We start from the raw sequence: 17,341 nt of genomic DNA on the forward strand, positions 1-17,341 counted from the left end.
GGCTAGTTTAGCATGATGTGCTATGATAATTCTGAAATGTTAACGAGACCCATCGACCTTATGTGCAGTCATAAACCTTTGAACCTCACTTCACCAAGGCAGCGTCAAGGCAGTCTGTTTGAGCAGCAGGCGTGTGAGTTTTTACAATCGCAAGGATTGATTTTGATTGCCCAAAATTGGCAGCAGCCCAAAGTGGGTGAGCTGGATTTGATTATGCTGGAGACAGGTTCAGCATGGTCAACATTGGTATTTATCGAAGTGCGTCAACGGCAGCGTTCAGGTTTTGGTGGTGCTGCACTGAGCGTGACGGCAAGCAAACAACGTAAAGTGATTAGAACGGCGCAATATTTTTTGCAACAGCATCCTGAGTATGAGGATTATGACTGCCGGTTCGATGTCATCGCTTATGATACGGTAGGTACTCATATTAAGACTAGTGGTCAAAACATAGCAAATCAACCACAATGGCTCAAAGGTGCTTTTATAGCAGATACGTGATATTAGGATGCAAAAGCTACCCAACTAGAAGGTAGTAAGTACTTATCATCGAGTGAGCGTTACCAAAAACCTAACCGCTGATAGTAAAAATTAAGTAAAGTAGCTAAGTTGTTATTAACTGAATTAACAGTTGTCAAAACAAATGTTATTAGATTAAAACTGGCTCAATCAATTGACTTTATACGATCGTCACACTCATGTTCTAAGAGGTAAATCATGACACGGATGCATTTGCGCACTGCTATTTTTGGCTCATCACGCCGCACCGCGATAGGCGTTATGCTAATGACCAGCATCGTTACTACGGGCTGTACCACCAATTATTTGACCAATAGTACAGAAGGTACGTATGGTGTGCCGATGACAGAGCGTACCATTCCGCAGCGACTACTGGATCGCAGTATCGAACATACCGTTAAAATCAATGTTTATGGGTTAAAAGAAGACCTGCAACAAACCAGCCGTATGGGTATTGATAGCTTTAATAGTGAAGTGTTATTGACAGGTGAAGTACCCACTGAAGCCATCAAACTAGAAGTCGAAAAAGTCGTCAGCTCTATGCCAGATGTGCGTCATGTCTATAATGAGCTAAACGTCAGCGCGTCTAAAGGCTATAGCTCGACGGTTCATGATGGCTATATCACCTCAAAACTGCTGGCAAAAGTCGCCGCGAGTGATGGCGTCAAAGCCTCACAGATCAAAGCAGTGACCAATGATGGTGTGGTTTATATCATGGGACGTATGACACCGACTCAGCAGAGTCACCTAATCGATATCGCCAATAGCACCGTTGGTGTGACTGAGCTGGTGCTGCTGACGACCGTCGTTGATGACAGGGGCGTAAAGATAAGTAAAGACGACATTATGTCTGAAAATAACTTGGTAAATCCTGCTTCAGTACCAGTCGTTGTGGACGGGGTAGCTGCTGCTAGCGTTAATAATTCTGAAGCGCCAGCGTCCGTTGCTACATCGACTCCTATCGTCGTGACCGAAGATGGCACAACCGTTGAGCAACCATCATCAAGCCCATATATAGACCTGTATCAAGATCCGTAAAAAGTGTTCTAAAACACAGCTGTTATTTATTAATAAAACAAAAAAACAGTGGCTAAATAGCTTGTAGCGTAAGCTATTTGCCCCGTCAGTTTAAACCGTGTTTAATGACAAGAAACCTAAACACTGTTAACAGGAAAAACACGAGAACTTCTGAGCCAGCCAGTAAGATATAAAAAGCGAAGAATAGACAAGACAGTACTAGGGCGTGTCTTCATTTCAAAAATGGCGATAAAAATGAGATAAATTGCCGTCAAACAAGAAAAATAGCGTAGATAATATCGGGATATTAACCAGCTATTTGACGATGTTTGGCAATATTTATCCATTTTTAGCCCATTTAGATGACTATTGAGTGAATTGAAGACACGCCCTAGTGCTTATTTTATAAAAGGACTATCGCAGTGCTGTTACTTTTGACTCATGTATAAATATAATAGGGATACTGGCAATGAAGGATGCAAACAAGCACTTAGAATATAATAAAAGCCGTCAAAAAATAAATAATGAAAGCATGACTAATAATACTGCTAGCAAAGTAGGCATTCTAAAATTCACAGGTGTCGCCGCCTTAGCACTGGGTAGCGTTGCGCTAGCCACCCAGAATGCGCAAGCCCTATCGCCACTCGCTATCGTCAATGGCATTACTGCTAGTGGCGGCGTTGGCGTCAGCAAAAACATTCTCTATGGTGATGAGCCCGATCAAGATTTGGATATTTATTATCCCAAGCCATTAGCACAAGCGATGAAAGCCCAAAGCGCCATCAATGATGGTGCGATTAATGATAGCTATCCGATGGTGGTGTTTGTCCACGGTGGCTCATGGGAGAGTGGTAGTAAAGAACAGTATGCCTTTGTCGGTCAGAGTTTGGCGCAAGCAGGTTATGTCACCGCCGTAATTAATTATCGTAAAGCGCCTGAGCATGTGTACCCTGATTATGTCAAAGATACGGCGCAAGCGATTGCTTGGAGTATCAATAATGCTCCGAGCCTACATGCTGATCCTAAACGCTTGGCGGTAATTGGACATTCTGCTGGTGCATTTAACGCGGTTGCAGCGGTCGCCAATGAAGATTTTTTAGCGCCTTATGGTATTAAGCCAAAGGATATTACCGCGGTCGTGGGTATTGCTGGTCCTTATAGTTATGACTTCCGTAAATTTGATAGCGCCACCGCCTTTGCTGCTGATGCTACGCCAGACGAGGTCATGCCAGACCGTCAAATCAAAGGCGAGCAGCCCCCGTATTTGTTGTTGACTGCCGAAAAAGACAAAGTAGTGTACGCGACCAATACGATTAAAATGACTAAAGCGTTGCAAGAGGCGGGCGTCACCGTAGAAAACGGTGAAATAAAAGGTGCCAGTCATGCGACCAGTATTGGTGCGATGGCACCGCCGCTACGTTGGGTCAATGATGTACGCGCGCAGATACTGACGTACTTGGATAAAATGCTCAAATAATGGACGGCAATCAGAAGTTAGGTGCAGTTGCGTAAGACAGTACTGTAAGATGCTTAAACTCTTGTTATAATGTCGTCACTTTAAATCTATACCCTATCTGACACTTTAAGGCAGAATATTCTATGAGCATGAACGCTGATGATTTGATTGCATTTTTACAGACTCACTTCCCAGACGCTTTTATTCAAGCTGCCAATCAAGGTAATAAGTTTGATGTACGCGTGGTTGATGCCAGTTTTGAAGGTAAGCGTGCCGTGCAACGTCAGCAGGCGATTTATGCATTAGTCAATGATAAGATCGCCAGTGGCGATATTCATGCGCTCAATATTCAAGCGCTGACGCCTGCTGAATGGGAAGTTCAATCCAAAGGCTAGACCGTTATACATATGATTGGGCTTATTAGACTGGCTATTATGTTGGCTGGGTGTGATTGGTCTGATTTTCACTATTTTTAATACTCATCGTTAGGTTGTCACTTCTATGGATCAATTTTTAATCACTGGTAGTAGTCGTATCGCAGGGGAAGTTACTATCTCAGGCGCCAAAAATGCTGCTTTGCCGTTACTTGCCGCTATGATATTGGCCGAGACGCCAACGACATTGCACAATGTGCCATCGTTACAAGATGTGCGGACCTTGATTGAATTGATCGGTGGCATGGGTATCAAAATCCAAAAGCAGGACGATACTGTCACCTGCGATACCAAGAATATCGATAATTTCTATGCACCGTATGATTTAGTAAAGACCATGCGCGCCTCGATTTTAGTGCTTGGACCATTGCTGGCACGTTTTGGTGAGGCAGAAGTGTCATTGCCCGGCGGCTGTGCCATTGGTTCACGTCCTGTTGACCAACACCTAAAAGCCTTTGAGGCGATGGGTGCTGAAATTAGTGTCGAAAATGGCTACGTAAAAGCACAAGCGCCAAAAGGCGGTAAGCTGATTGGTTGTAACTACTCTTTTGATATGATTACCGTGGGCGGTACCGAAAACGTCATTATGGCAGCCGCACTTGCCAAAGGTACGACCGTTTTAGGTAATTGTGCCCTTGAGCCAGAAGTCGTTGATTTGGCCAATATGTTGGTTGCAATGGGCGCTAAAATCAGCGGTATCGGTACTTCGATCATGACCATCGAAGGCGTTGAGCGCTTACACGGTTGTGAGTATTCGGTGGTACCAGATCGTATCGAAACAGGCTCATACCTTGCTGGCGCACTCATGACGCGTGGCGATGTGTTGACTAAAAACACCTCTGCGCTATTACTAACACCTGTGTTAGAAAAATTCGAAGACATGGGTGCCATTATTACCACTGGTGATGGTTGGATTCGTGCGCAGATGAAAGGTCGCCCTAAAGCGGTTGATATCCGTACTCAGCCGCATCCAGGTTTCCCAACCGATATGCAAGCGCAGGTCATGGCTATTGCGTGTCTGGCGGATGGTACGAGTACCTTTATCGAAAACATTTTTGAAAACCGCTACATGCATGTCCCTGAGCTTAATCGTCTAGGCGCTTCTATCCAAGTAGATGGTCATACGGCCGTAGTAAAAGGCGTCGAAAACTTCACCGCGGCCCCTGTGATGGCGACTGATTTACGTGCGTCTATGTCATTGGTGATGGCAGCGGCAACTGCTGAAGGTGAAAGTTTAATCGACCGCATTTATCATATCGATCGTGGTTATGAGCATGTCGAAGAAAAGCTGCGTGCGCTTGGGGTCAATATCGAACGTATCAATACTAATGACTAGTATCGATTTACTTATCAAATCCATGACCTCAATGATTGATACGATTGGCGTTGATATGAATAGCTTAGTAATCTAGCACTATTAGTAACCTACCACTAAAAGCCCCCTTCAGCGGGGGTGTTAACTGCACATGGACATGATGTCATTATGACTGAAGCAAGCAATAGCCTACCAAATGATGGTTTATTAAATGAAGTAAATGATGAGTTTTCAGGCTTAACACTGGCCTTATCAAAAGGTCGTATTCTAGAAGAGACCATGCCACTGCTACGCGCAGCTGGTGTTGAGTTATTAGAAGATCCTGAAGCCTCACGCAAACTTATTTTTCCAACCTCAAACCCCAATGTGCGTGTATTAATTTTGCGTGCCAGTGATGTGCCAACCTACGTTGAGCATGGCGCGGCTGACTTTGGGGTGGCGGGTAAAGATGTGTTGCTTGAGCATGGTGCCAACCATGTCTATGAGTTACTTGATTTGCAAATTGCTCAGTGTAAGTTGATGACAGCTGGCGTGAAAGATGCGCCGCTACCCAATCGTCGCCTACGTATTGCGACCAAATACGTCAATGTTGCCCGCGCTTACTTTGCCAGCCAAGGTCAGCAAGTGGATGTGATTAAACTGTATGGCTCTATGGAGCTTGCGCCGTTGGTCGGATTGGGTGATTTGATCGTCGATGTGGTTGATACAGGTAATACGTTGCGCGCCAACGGTCTTGAAGCACGCGACCATATTTGCGATGTGTCCTCACGCCTTATCGTCAATCAAGTGAGCTACAAGCGTAAATTTGCGTTACTTGAGCCGATTTTAGATAGCTTTAAAAACAGTATTGCCAGCGCTTCATAAATTAATTCCCAATGAATCAATGTCTTATCAAATGGTACTAATCATTGGTAATCTCAAGCATTGTCATACAAATTTTTAAACCAGTTTAGCGCTATAAGATAGATATAGCGTGCTAAACTGGTTTTGTTGTATTTGCTTGCCAGAAAGTATGAGATTAGTATAATCTGAACAAACTAAATATATAGAAACTGGTATATCAGCCATCACAATTATTATTAATACTCAATACCCCTCATTTTTACATCGCTAATTTTCAGCAGTCTTTTATGCTCAGATATAGGATTAAGTCATGCGCCAACTAAGTACCCAAGATGCCGATTTTGACAGTCAATTGACAGAGTTACTTGCATTTGAAACCGTCAATGATGTCGATTTGTTAAAGACCGTTGATGATATCATCGCGCAAGTTCGGCATGATGGCGATCGCGTCGTACTGGCGTTAACCCAGCAATTCGATCAGCATCCAGCGACAACGATGCAAGAGTTAGAGCTGTCTAAAGAGGCGCTTGCTGAAGCGTTTGCGAATCTTGATGATACAGTAAAATTGGCATTGACCACCGCAGCAACGCGTGTGCAGACCTTTCATGAACGCCAAGTACAAGAGACTTGGCAGTATGAAGATGAGCTTGGTAATCGCTTGGGTCAAAAAGTGACGCCGCTTGATCGCGTTGGTATTTATGTGCCTGGTGGTTTGGCCTCTTATCCATCTTCTGTATTGATGAATGCCATTCCTGCCAAAGTGGCGGGTGTTAAAGAGGTCATCATGGTGGTGCCAGCGCCAAAAGGCGTGCTCAATCCATTGGTATTGGCAGCTGCGCATTTAGCACAAGTCGACCGTGTCTTTACTATCGGCGGTGCGCAAGCGGTTGCTGCCTTGGCATATGGTACCGAAACGATTCCAGCGGTGGATAAGATCACTGGCCCTGGTAATAAATATGTTGCTGCCGCCAAGCGGGCAGTATTTGGTCAAGTTGGGATTGATATGATCGCGGGTCCCTCTGAAGTATTGGTATATGCAGAGGGCGAGGCGCAAGACCGTGCTGATTGGTTGGCGATGGATTTATTGTCACAAGCCGAACATGACCGTATCGCTCAAGCTATCTTTGTCACGACCAGTGAACAGCAGCTTGCAGACGTAGCGGCTGAGATTGAAAAAGCCTTGGCAGAGTTGCCAAAAGCCGATATCGCCCGCGATTCGCTAAAAAATCGTGGCGCACTTATTTTAGTCAAAGACCGCGTGGAAGGTATGGTGGTGATTAATAGGGTTGCCCCAGAACATTTAGAGTTGTCAGTTGATCATCCTGATGCGCTACTCAACGATATTCGTCATGCAGGTGCTATTTTCATGGGACGTCACACGCCTGAGGCGATTGGTGACTACTGTGCAGGACCCAATCACGTGTTGCCAACCTCTGGCACTGCGCGTTTCTCTTCACCGCTAGGTGTTTATGATTTCCAGAAGAAATCATCGATTATTTATTGTACTGAAGCCGGTAGTAAGCCATTGGCTGAGACCGCAGATATTTTAGCGCAACGTGAGGACTTAGAAGCCCATGCGCGCTCAGCCCGTTATCGTTATCAGTAACGTGGCTTAATGATTACGTTTGAATTGTACTTTTGAGATTTATATTTAATAATTTATGTGGCTAATAGTAGGATAACTTATGAGTGAGTTAAAGATAGACACCAGACTTTGGTCATCTAAAGCGCGTAATTTGTCACCTTACGTTCCTGGTGAGCAGCCTCAGCATGAAAATTTATGCAAATTAAATACCAATGAAAACCCATTCCCGCCGTCACCGAAAGTAGGCGAGGCAATCGCAAAAGTCCTAGAGCAGCAAGCGGATGATCTGCGTTTATATCCAGCGCCTGAGTCTGATGATTTGCGTGCCGCATTGGCACAACTCTATGATATTGATATCAACCAAGTATTTGTTGGCAATGGCTCTGATGAAGTATTGGCACTAGTATTTGCCAGCTTTTTCCTAAAAGAGCGACCTGTTTTAGCACCCGATATCAGCTATAGTTTCTATCCAGTCTATGCGCAGACCTTTGGTATCGAGCTGGTACAAATTGCCTTGGAAGAAGATTTTAGTATTGATCCTGATGCTTATCGCCAGCCTTGTAGCGGCATCATCATTGCCAATCCAAATGCCCCAACTGGACTGCTATTATCGCTTGCCGATATTCGCAAGCTGGCTAGTGAGCACTCAAATTCAGTGATTGTAATTGATGAAGCTTATATTGATTTTGCGCGGGCAGTTGACGGTAGCTCAGATGCAGAAATTTCAGCAGTGAGCCTAATTAATGAGTTTGACAACATTCTTGTGACCCAAACCTTTTCAAAGTCACGTTCGCTTGCTGGATTGCGCGTCGGTATGGCTTTTGGTAATGCCTCATTGATTGAAGCCTTAACCCGTATGAAAAATAGCTTTAATAGCTATCCACTGGATAAGCTGGCGCAAGTAGGGGCGACTGCCAGTGTATTGGATGTTGAGTATTTTACCCAGACCTGCCAGCAAGTCATCGACTTACGCCAATCTCTCACAGCAGAGCTGACAGTGTTAGGTTTTGATGTGTTGCCATCGCATGCCAACTTTGTCTTTGCCCGCCCTAAAGAGGGTAATGCTAATACGGTAGCGAAGGCGTTACGTGAGCAAGGCATCATCGCCCGTCATTTTGACAAGCCACGCATCAATGAGTATTTGCGTATCACTACCGGTACAGCAGAGCAAAACAACCGTTTGATAGATGCTCTACAGATGTTGCAGAAAGAGGCTGAAATCATTGCTGATTAATATCTGGTTCGCGATTTAAATCTTGATAATTGCATCACGATGCTTGTATTGATAAAAAAGCCTGCCAACATTATGTTGAGCAGGCTTTTTTATGGATTTCTCTGGTCGTACTTTTATAATAACCTTAAGGATGTTTGTGGATATTTTCTTGAGTTAAAACGCTTAATAGATTACCGACTTTATCCAAACATTCTTGGTATTCAGCATCGCAATCAGAGGCGACAGTGATACCACCGCCTGCCCATAAGCTGATATATCTTTTTTTATCCAACTCATTATGTGATGAAGTGTTAGCTTGCAGCGTACGAATGAGTACATTCCATTGACCACTACCATCAAAGTTCATATAGCCCAATGTGCCGCAATAAGCACCGCGCGGCGCAGTTTCTAGTTCAGATATAATCTCCACCGCCCGCTTTTTTGGTGTGCCAGTAATCGAGCCAGCAGGCAAACTACCAAACAAAACGGCGAGTGGGTGAGTGTCCGTCTGTAATTCTGCGGTAATAGTGCTGACCATATGGTGCACATTACTAAAACTCTCAATCGCGAATAACTGCGGCACTTTTACGCTGCCTATCTTGGCATATTTACCCAAGTCATTACGCAATAAATCGACAATCATCACATTTTCGGCACGATCCTTTTCACTATCAGTCAGTTGCTGTTTATAAGCATGGTCTTGTTGAATATTGGTGCTGCGCGGCATAGTCCCTTTGATGGGCTTAGTGATGATATGGTGCTTGCCAGTATTGATATCCTTGGTAAATGTAAAAAACAACTCAGGTGAGCAGCTCAATAATTCAAACGGATGCTGGGACGTATTATTTTTGATTTCACGGTTAAAGGGATTAACCGCTAAATATCCGGCAAAAGGTGCTTGAGTATTACGATATAAAGCAGGTAAATAATCAATCAGCATCGGCAAAGCGCTATTATCGCTAGGGTTATGATCAAAAAAACCTTGCCATTCTTGGGTTAGGTTGATTTGATAACAGTCGCCTTGCTGTAGATATTTTTGGGTTTGATTGAATGCTTGTTGATAGTCTTGTTTGCGCCATCGTGACTTTAATACTAAAGGAGCAGGCAGTGGTGATGCTGTCAGTTGCGTTTTATTGAGACAGTTATCAGCCAGATTTTTATCTACTATATCTAAATAAGAGACAAGTGCCGTGATCATTTTATTTTTTTGCTGATTATCAGAGTCGTTTTCAGAGTCGTTAGCAGTTGCCTTTATCGTTAATTCCCAACCCGTGTTGCCATGATCTCCATCAGGTGCTAGGTAAATATCATAATGTCCTAATACGGCACAAGGCTGTGCTGCTCGCTCAATTTTGGCGGCTGGGCTTAGCTCATGAGCCGCAATATCATAACCAATAAAACCTATCAGACCATGATGATAACTTGGTTTTTCATTTAAATCGCTTACAGATTCTGAGGTTTCATTATCAGTCTCATAAGTTTGACTATAACTGATTAATTCATCTTGCCAGTCGCTATAACTCATATGAGTGATATCATTGTGAACGGCGTCACGATAGGTTTTTGTGACTGGATAAAGAACTGCTTGTTCGTTCGAATCAGGCGTGTTTTCAGCACAATCTTGAACAGACCAGCTTACTTTTGGCAATAAGCCAATCACCGGTCGGCCATCATTGTTGAGCCAAACCAATTGCCAGTTTGCCTTAGTATCTTGTGCGATTAAATACTGCTGTAGCAGCGGCATAAGTTCTGCAGCCGATAGGTCACCAAAACGCCAGCTAGGTTTATTAGCTGGCGATGGATCAGACATTATTTGCTCAGTTTTGAGAGGATGTGCTGCGAGCATAGTTAGGCGTCAAACTTTTTAATGATTAATGTGGCATTAGTACCGCCAAAGCCAAAGCTGTTGCTCATTAGTGTCTCAAGCTTGGCTTCACGCATTTCGGTGACAATATCAAAGCCTTCAGCCGCAGGGTCTAAATTATCAACATTGATACTGGGCGCAATGAAGCCTTCTTCTAGCATCAACAAGCAATAAATCAGCTCTTGCGCACCAACGGCACCAAGGCTGTGACCTGTCATAGATTTGGTAGAGCTGATCGCAGGTACTTGACTGATATCATCGCCAAATGCTTTAGCAATGGCTTTAAGCTCAGTGATGTCACCAAGTGGCGTACTAGTACCGTGGCTATTGATATAGTCGACAGTTTGCAAACCAGCTTCGGCTAGTGCTTGCTGCATACAGCGCACGGCACCTTCACCACTTGGCGCAACCATTTCAGCACCATCAGAGCTGGCACCATAACCGACGATTTCAGCCAGTATGTTGGCACCACGTGCTTGGGCATGCTCTAGACTTTCAACCACGACCATCGCACCACCAGCAGCAATTACAAAGCCATCACGATCTTTATCATAAGCTCTTGAGGCGCGCTGCGGTGTCTCATTATACTGCGTACTGACTGCACCCATCGCATCAAACATACAAGACTGTGTCCAATGTTCCGCTTCACTACCACCCGCGAGTATCACATCTGCTTTGCCTAACTGAATAAGTTCAGCCGCATGACCGATACAATGGGTTGAGGTGGCACAAGCAGAGGTGAGCGAGTATGATACGCCTTGGATTTTTAGACCTGTAGCAAGCGCCGCTGATACTGAGCTGCCCATTGTTTTTGGCACAGCCATCGCGCCGACACCGCGCAGACCTTTATCCCGCATGGCATCTATGGCATTGACAATATTCTCTGTCGACGCGCCGCCAGAGCTTGCGACCACGCCCACGCGTGGATTATTATTGATGGTTTCAAGCGACAAACCAGACTGCTCAATGGCGTTTAAAGCACTAACATAAGCGTATAGACTGGCATCACTAAAGAAGCGTTTTAACTTACGATCGATACCACTGGTATCAAGCGTCGACTGGTCGATACTACCGCTAACGTGTGATTTAAACCCATGCTCAGCATAAGCCTCATTAAATGTAATGCCAGACTGCCCTTGCTTTAGAGCGGCAGTAACCGTGGCTAAATCATGTCCGATACAAGAGACGATCCCTGCTCCAGTGATAACAACGTGGCGCATATTCTATTCCTTATGAGTAACGATTTTTCACAATCACTTTTAATAATCGTTTTTAAGTATGTATTTCTATTATTTAATATTAGGATGTATTGAGCGTCAAAGCCTCATTTTACAATCATTGTGATGATCATAGTAAAACTATATGCTTGGTCACTGATTATCTATAAGTAACGGATTACTTATAAATACAAGTACAAGTGTACTGTGAGTTATGGCACATGATAACGTATCGAGCGTCCAAAATCTTTGTACAAGTGCAAAATAACGACAAAATCGCGCTTGCTATCTAAAACCATCTAAAAAGACTATTTGGTTGAAGACAGCTTATCTGATGGTATCAATCATACATCAAGTGATACTTTTGGATACAAAATTTGTGATTGCGATAACATTGTTCGCACTGACATCGATTATAGTGATTGACTAGAATGTCACATCTATTATTATAAATCGCTTACAATAAAACAAAATTACTCATCACATTAAGGACATCACGATGGCGAAGCGTAGCACTCTCTCTAAAGGTATCACTACCGTTGGCTCTTTTACTCGCAATAATCTAGAGCGCATGGGCGCTATGATTGATAGCATGAATGCTAAGACGGGAAAACCGCGTCAATACAAAGCAGTCAACTTAGGCGATGAAGACTATCAGCAGGATTTGTTCCGTGAGCAAACGTTAAAAGCCACTCAGCAATTATTGGGGCCACGTTTTGCCACTTACGGTAAATATGCCAAAAAAGTAGTGCCAAACAGTTTTTTTCAGTCGACGGTCGATGGGGCTTTTGCACAAGTGGCAAACCTTGCGTCTAATTGGAGTCAGATTGATTTACCTAATGAGCATCGTTTCGCCAATATCGCAAGCTTGGATGATGAAGAGCGTTATGCATTAGCCACTGATATCGCCAATCAAAACCGTGCATTGGCAACGATAGGGGGCTTAACAGGTTTGGCTGGGCTTCCTGGTTTACTGGCTGATACACTTTGGCTTTTATTGGTATCATTACGTACCGTCTATCAGTTGGGTGCTGTCTACAATAAACCCCTCACAGGTAAGCAAGGCGTTAAAATGGCTTATGAGCTGCTAGCGAATGCTGATCTGAGCAAGATGCAAGAAAAACAAGCATTGCTAGCAGGTATTGGTATCGGCAAAGGCTTATTGGATAATGCCCAAAGCAGTGGTCTACACAATGAGCTAAAAAACCTAGGTCTAAAGGATAAAAACGTCAACTTTTATGCAGAACAAGTTGACAGCATTGCCAGTCAGGTCGGTATTGACTTGGATAAAATCAATTTAACATGGATACGCAAATTCTTACCAGTTACCGCTGTTATCGTTGGTATGCGCTACAACAGCCAGCTCATTGATGAAGTGATTGGCGTGGCTCAAGCGACTTTTGCCCCAGAAGCCAAACTTGCCAATCGTGCAATCACTGATGATAGCGGTAATGAAGCTAAGGTAAACAAAACAGCTGACAATGACAAGCAGCAAGATGCTGAGAAAGAGTCAAGCAAGGATACCGATAGCAAGAAAGATACTGCTGAAGAAAAAAACAACCATCAAGAAGCTGATGAAAAGATCGTGAAAGAAACGCAGAAAAACGACAATGACAACAATGACAAGCAAGGCAGTCAGAACAAATCCTCTGACAGCAAATCAAACAAGACGGCTAACAAGAAAAGCAAATAAGGGCGTCTAAATAATCAGACTTAAGTACCTTCTGTCTTAAGCTAGCTTATATCATAGAAGGATTATGAGCTGGATATCTACTACTAATTTTGGCGATAGTGTCTTCTTTCTCTTGAAAAACAAGATAATATCGCCATTTAGTACTTATAAATTGCTATTTATTTATAGTCAAACATCTTATTTAAATCGTTCGTGACGCTACTTTCGATATACTGTATGACAATCTACTTTTTAGCTGATTTTTAACTAAAAATAGATAAAGTGTTATAGTAGTAGGGTGAATGCATATCTATCAAATGTTGTAAAGTGCAATCACGCATAAGTGGTTGAAATAGCAGCAACAACTCTTTATAATACACTGTCCTAAAAATGGGTGTACCAAAATCTGTCGTTAAAGTCAGATGGATGGTGCGTTTCCCCATTTTTTTGTTTTATACCAAACGGGAGAAGGATGCCTCATGGCAACAACTAACCAATTGATTCGTAAAGGTCGCAAAACCATCAAGGAAAAGTCAAAAGTTCCTGCGTTGGAAGCGTGCCCACAACGTCGTGGTGTATGTACTCGCGTATATACTACTACCCCTAAAAAACCTAACTCGGCCATGCGTAAAGTATGTCGTGTACGTTTGACTTCAGGTTATGAAGTATCAAGCTATATCGGCGGCGAAGGTCATAACCTACAAGAGCACAGTGTTGTTCTTATCCGTGGTGGTCGTGTAAAAGATCTACCAGGTGTACGTTATCACACCGTTCGTGGTGCATTAGATTGCGCAGGCGTTAAAGACCGTAAGCAAGGTCGCTCTAAATATGGTGCTAAGAAGCCTAAAGTTTAATAACTAATCGTTATTAGCTAAGCTTTTTTATACCAAACATTAACTGTGCATGGGTCTGGTGTTGACAGTATTATTAAATTAGTAATTCACTGTTAAAACATACCGCCGTGCAGTAAGGCTGACTGACAACTCGATATAACGCCATCCAATATTAATTGGTGCGAGATTGTGAATGTCAGACACTCCTGAAGAAAAGGATATTTATTATGCCAAGACGTCGCGTCGTTGCTACCCGTGAGATCCTACCGGATCCTAAGTTTGGTAGCCAAACTGTTGCAAAATTCATCAACCATGTAATGAGTCATGGTAAAAAATCTACTGCTGAGCGTATCGTTTACGGTGCACTTGAAACAGTAAGCGAAAAACGTAAAATCGAAGATCCAGTATCTTTCTTCGAAGAAGTTTTAGAAAATGTACGCCCAATGGTAGAAGTGAAAGCTCGCCGCGTTGGTGGTGCAACCTACCAAGTACCAATGGAAGTACGCCCCTCCCGTCGTACTGCCTTGGCTATGCGTTGGTTAGCTGAAGCTGCTGCTAAGCGTTCTGAAAAATCAATGGCTTTGCGTTTGGCTGGCGAATTGAATGATGCTGCTGATGGCAAAGGCGCTGCTATGAAAAAGCGTGACGAAGTTCACCGCATGGCAGATGCTAACAAAGCGTTCTCTCATTACCGCTTCTAAGCTACTGTTTATTAGTAGTAGCTTTAGATTAGCTGGCTGAAGTCAGCTAATCTTACATTGTTATTTATTCTATTGATTGCCGCCATCGTTTATCTTGTTGTAAGTAGTTTTTGACTATCAACAACGAGATGGCGGACATCTATCAAGATGTCTCTCTTAATTAAGTATGCTTGTCACAAGAGAGCATCCCAAATCTGATGCCGCACTATTCTTAGTATTTGCTCTTTTTTTGTCCGTATTAGGCTTAATAATCAGTAAGTAATATGAAGCTGACCGCTTTGTCATAGAGTATGAGGTAGAGACACAATACATTATTATATACACGACTTTTCCTAGGAAAACACTATGGCTCGTAAAACTCCCCTAAAACGCTATCGCAACATTGGTATCTCAGCGCACATCGATGCTGGTAAGACAACCACTACTGAGCGTGTTTTATTTTATACCGGTGTTAGTCACAAACTTGGTGAAGTACATGATGGCGCAGCCACTATGGACTGGATGGAGCAAGAACAAGAGCGCGGTATTACTATTACCTCAGCAGCGACGACTTGTTTTTGGTCAGGTATGGCAAAACAGTTTGACGAACATCGTATCAACATCATTGACACCCCAGGTCACGTTGACTTCACGATCGAAGTTGAACGTTCTATGCGTGTACTTGATGGCGCTTGCATGGTTTACTGTGCAGTAGGCGGCGTTCAGCCACAGTCTGAGACCGTATGGCGTCAGGCAAATAAATATAAAGTTCCACGTCTTGCATTTGTAAACAAAATGGATCGCGTTGGCGCTGATTTCTATCGTGTTATTGAGCAGATCAAAACTCGTCTAGGCGGTAATCCTGTGCCATTGGTTATTCCAATTGGTAAAGAAGATGATTTCGAAGGCGTTATCGATCTAGTTACGATGAAAGCTCTTTATTGGGATGAAGCATCTCAAGGTATGGAGTTTGAAGAGCGCGAAATCCCAGCTGAATTACAAGAAAAAGCAGAAGAGTATCGTGAGATTCTTGTAGAAAATGCGGCTGAAGCAACAGAAGAATTGATGAATGAGTATCTAGAAAATGGCGAGTTGTCTGTAGAGCAGATCAACGTTGCTATTCGTCAATTGACTATTGATAACCAAATCATTCCATTACTTTGTGGTACTGCCTTTAAGAACAAAGGTGTACAAAAGATGTTGGATGCGGTTATTCAGTATCTTCCAGCACCAATGGATGTACCTGCTATTAAAGGTATCCTTGATGACAAAGATGAAACTGAAGGCACTCGTGAAGCTTCAGATGAAGCGCCATTCTCAGCTTTAGCATTTAAAATCATGAATGACAAATTCGTTGGTAACTTAACCTTCGTTCGTGTTTATTCAGGTGTTTTAACGCAAGGCAGCAGTGTTTATAACCCAGTCAAAATGAAGCGTGAGCGCGTTGGTCGTATTGTACAGATGATGGCTAACTCTCAAGAAGAGTTGCAAGAAATCCGTACTGGTGATATCGCTGCATTGGTCGGCATGAAAGACGTAACGACTGGTGATACGCTATGTGATGAGCAAAATGTTATCACGCTTGAGCGCATGGAATTCCCAGATCCAGTTATCAGCTTAGCGGTTGAACCTAAGACCAAAGCTGACCAAGAAAGAATGTCAATCGCTTTAGGTCGTTTGGCGAAAGAAGATCCATCGTTCCGTGTACATACTGACGAAGAGTCTGGTCAGACGATCATCAGTGGTATGGGTGAGCTGCATCTAGAGATTCTTGTTGATCGTATGAAGCGTGAGTTTAACGTTGAAGCGAACATCGGTGCGCCGCAGGTTGCTTATCGTGAAACGATTCGTAACACGGTTGAGCAAGAAGGCAAATTCGTACGTCAGACTGGTGGTCGTGGTAAATTCGGTCACGTTTGGTTACGTCTTGAGCCACTTGATCCAGCAGGCGATACTGAATATGAATTCGCTGAAGAAGTTGTTGGTGGTACTGTACCGAAAGAATTCCATGGTGCTGTTGATAAAGGTATCCGAGAACGCATGAAAAATGGCGTACTTGCTGGTTATCCAGTGGTTGGCGTAAAAGCGACCTTGTATGACGGTTCTTATCATGACGTCGATTCGGATGAGCTATCATTTAAGATGGCTGGTTCTATGGCATTCAGAAAAGGCTTCATGGCAGCAGATCCAGCGCTACTTGAGCCAATCATGAAAGTTGAAGTTGAAACGCCTGAAGATTATATGGGCGATATCATGGGCGATCTTAACCGTCGTCGTGGTTTGGTACAGGGTATGGAAGACCTACCTGGCGGTACTAAGCAGATCCGTGCCGAAGTGCCATTAGCAGAAATGTTTGGTTATGCCACACAAATGCGCTCAATGTCACAAGGCCGTGCTACTTATTCAATGGAATTCCAAAAGTACGCTGAGATTCCAAAATCAGTTGCTGCTGACATCATCTCTAAATTCAACAATAAAGATGATGACGAGTAAGTAATCGTCTATTAAATATGACAATGTAGCTATTATCTCTATGTTGTCATAGAAGAATACGCCAATAATTGGTTAAAAGACTTGTTATTGGCGGTGATTTTCTTATAATATCTGCACATTAGTATGTGTACCCTTTTAACAATTATCTTAATGTGGTCAAGATCGTCTTTGTTATCGTATTTATACGAGCTTAGCATTTGACC

General features: G+C 43.4%; 14 protein-coding genes. 12 read left to right on the forward strand and 2 right to left on the reverse strand.

Annotated features, from left to right (window positions below):
• Positions 1-12 precede the first annotated feature (12 nt).
• The 8 genes from ACT3S4_RS12500 (at position 13) to hisC (ending at position 8,400) form a co-directional block, all read left to right on the forward strand.
• Positions 13-498 carry a YraN family protein gene (locus tag ACT3S4_RS12500; RefSeq protein ID WP_201560802.1) on the forward strand — a complete coding sequence of 162 codons (486 nt, stop codon included), beginning with the start codon at positions 13-15 and terminating at the stop codon, positions 496-498.
• 216 nt (positions 499-714) lie between these two features.
• The gene (locus tag ACT3S4_RS12505; protein WP_238049497.1) at positions 715-1,554 is read left to right on the forward strand and encodes a BON domain-containing protein; all 840 of its coding nucleotides are present in this window, start codon (positions 715-717) and stop codon (positions 1,552-1,554) included.
• A 448-nt stretch (positions 1,555-2,002) separates the two neighbouring features.
• Entirely contained in the window at positions 2,003-3,010 is a 1,008-nt protein-coding gene (locus ACT3S4_RS12510; RefSeq protein ID WP_444761166.1) for an alpha/beta hydrolase, read from the forward strand.
• A 128-nt stretch (positions 3,011-3,138) separates the two neighbouring features.
• Positions 3,139-3,384, forward strand: a complete 246-nt coding sequence (locus ACT3S4_RS12515) for a BolA/IbaG family iron-sulfur metabolism protein (RefSeq protein WP_201605236.1) — start codon at positions 3,139-3,141, stop codon at positions 3,382-3,384.
• 106 nt (positions 3,385-3,490) lie between these two features.
• On the forward strand, positions 3,491-4,759 hold the full coding sequence (murA, locus tag ACT3S4_RS12520) for a UDP-N-acetylglucosamine 1-carboxyvinyltransferase (protein WP_201540651.1): 1,269 nt from the start codon (positions 3,491-3,493) through the stop codon (positions 4,757-4,759).
• 147 nt (positions 4,760-4,906) lie between these two features.
• A complete protein-coding gene (gene hisG / locus ACT3S4_RS12525) occupies positions 4,907-5,602 on the forward strand; it encodes an ATP phosphoribosyltransferase (RefSeq protein ID WP_045447985.1) in 696 nt (231 codons plus the stop codon).
• Positions 5,603-5,891: 289 nt separating this feature from the next.
• Positions 5,892-7,187 (forward strand): histidinol dehydrogenase, encoded by a 1,296-nt coding sequence (hisD, locus tag ACT3S4_RS12530; protein WP_444761167.1) that lies wholly within the window; start codon positions 5,892-5,894, stop codon positions 7,185-7,187.
• 79 nt (positions 7,188-7,266) lie between these two features.
• Positions 7,267-8,400: a histidinol-phosphate transaminase gene (gene hisC / locus ACT3S4_RS12535; RefSeq protein WP_444761168.1), complete on the forward strand. Its 1,134-nt coding sequence runs from the start codon at positions 7,267-7,269 to the stop codon at positions 8,398-8,400.
• 124 nt (positions 8,401-8,524) lie between these two features.
• Here hisC and ACT3S4_RS12540 read toward each other — a convergent pair whose 3' ends face one another.
• Positions 8,525-10,189, reverse strand: a complete 1,665-nt coding sequence (locus tag ACT3S4_RS12540; protein ID WP_444761169.1) for an anthranilate synthase component I family protein — start codon at positions 10,187-10,189, stop codon at positions 8,525-8,527.
• Between the two features lie 38 nt (positions 10,190-10,227).
• Positions 10,228-11,463 (reverse strand): beta-ketoacyl-ACP synthase II, encoded by a 1,236-nt coding sequence (locus ACT3S4_RS12545; RefSeq protein ID WP_444761170.1) that lies wholly within the window; start codon positions 11,461-11,463, stop codon positions 10,228-10,230.
• Between the two features lie 496 nt (positions 11,464-11,959).
• On the opposite strand from ACT3S4_RS12545, the gene ACT3S4_RS12550 reads away from it, so the two are divergent.
• From ACT3S4_RS12550 to fusA, 4 genes are all read left to right on the forward strand, one after another.
• Positions 11,960-13,153, forward strand: a complete 1,194-nt coding sequence (locus tag ACT3S4_RS12550) for an EcsC family protein (protein ID WP_444761171.1) — start codon at positions 11,960-11,962, stop codon at positions 13,151-13,153.
• A 458-nt stretch (positions 13,154-13,611) separates the two neighbouring features.
• Positions 13,612-13,986: a 30S ribosomal protein S12 gene (gene rpsL, locus ACT3S4_RS12555; RefSeq protein WP_011281154.1), complete on the forward strand. Its 375-nt coding sequence runs from the start codon at positions 13,612-13,614 to the stop codon at positions 13,984-13,986.
• A gap of 206 nt (positions 13,987-14,192) precedes the next feature.
• Positions 14,193-14,666: a 30S ribosomal protein S7 gene (rpsG, locus tag ACT3S4_RS12560; protein ID WP_021814163.1), complete on the forward strand. Its 474-nt coding sequence runs from the start codon at positions 14,193-14,195 to the stop codon at positions 14,664-14,666.
• A 345-nt stretch (positions 14,667-15,011) separates the two neighbouring features.
• Entirely contained in the window at positions 15,012-17,138 is a 2,127-nt protein-coding gene (gene fusA / locus ACT3S4_RS12565) for an elongation factor G (protein WP_055125899.1), read from the forward strand.
• Positions 17,139-17,341: the final 203 nt, after the last annotated feature.

This window comes from Psychrobacter sp. AOP30-A2-5 (genome assembly GCF_052378115.1).
Classification (GTDB): Bacteria; Pseudomonadota; Gammaproteobacteria; order Pseudomonadales; family Moraxellaceae; genus Psychrobacter.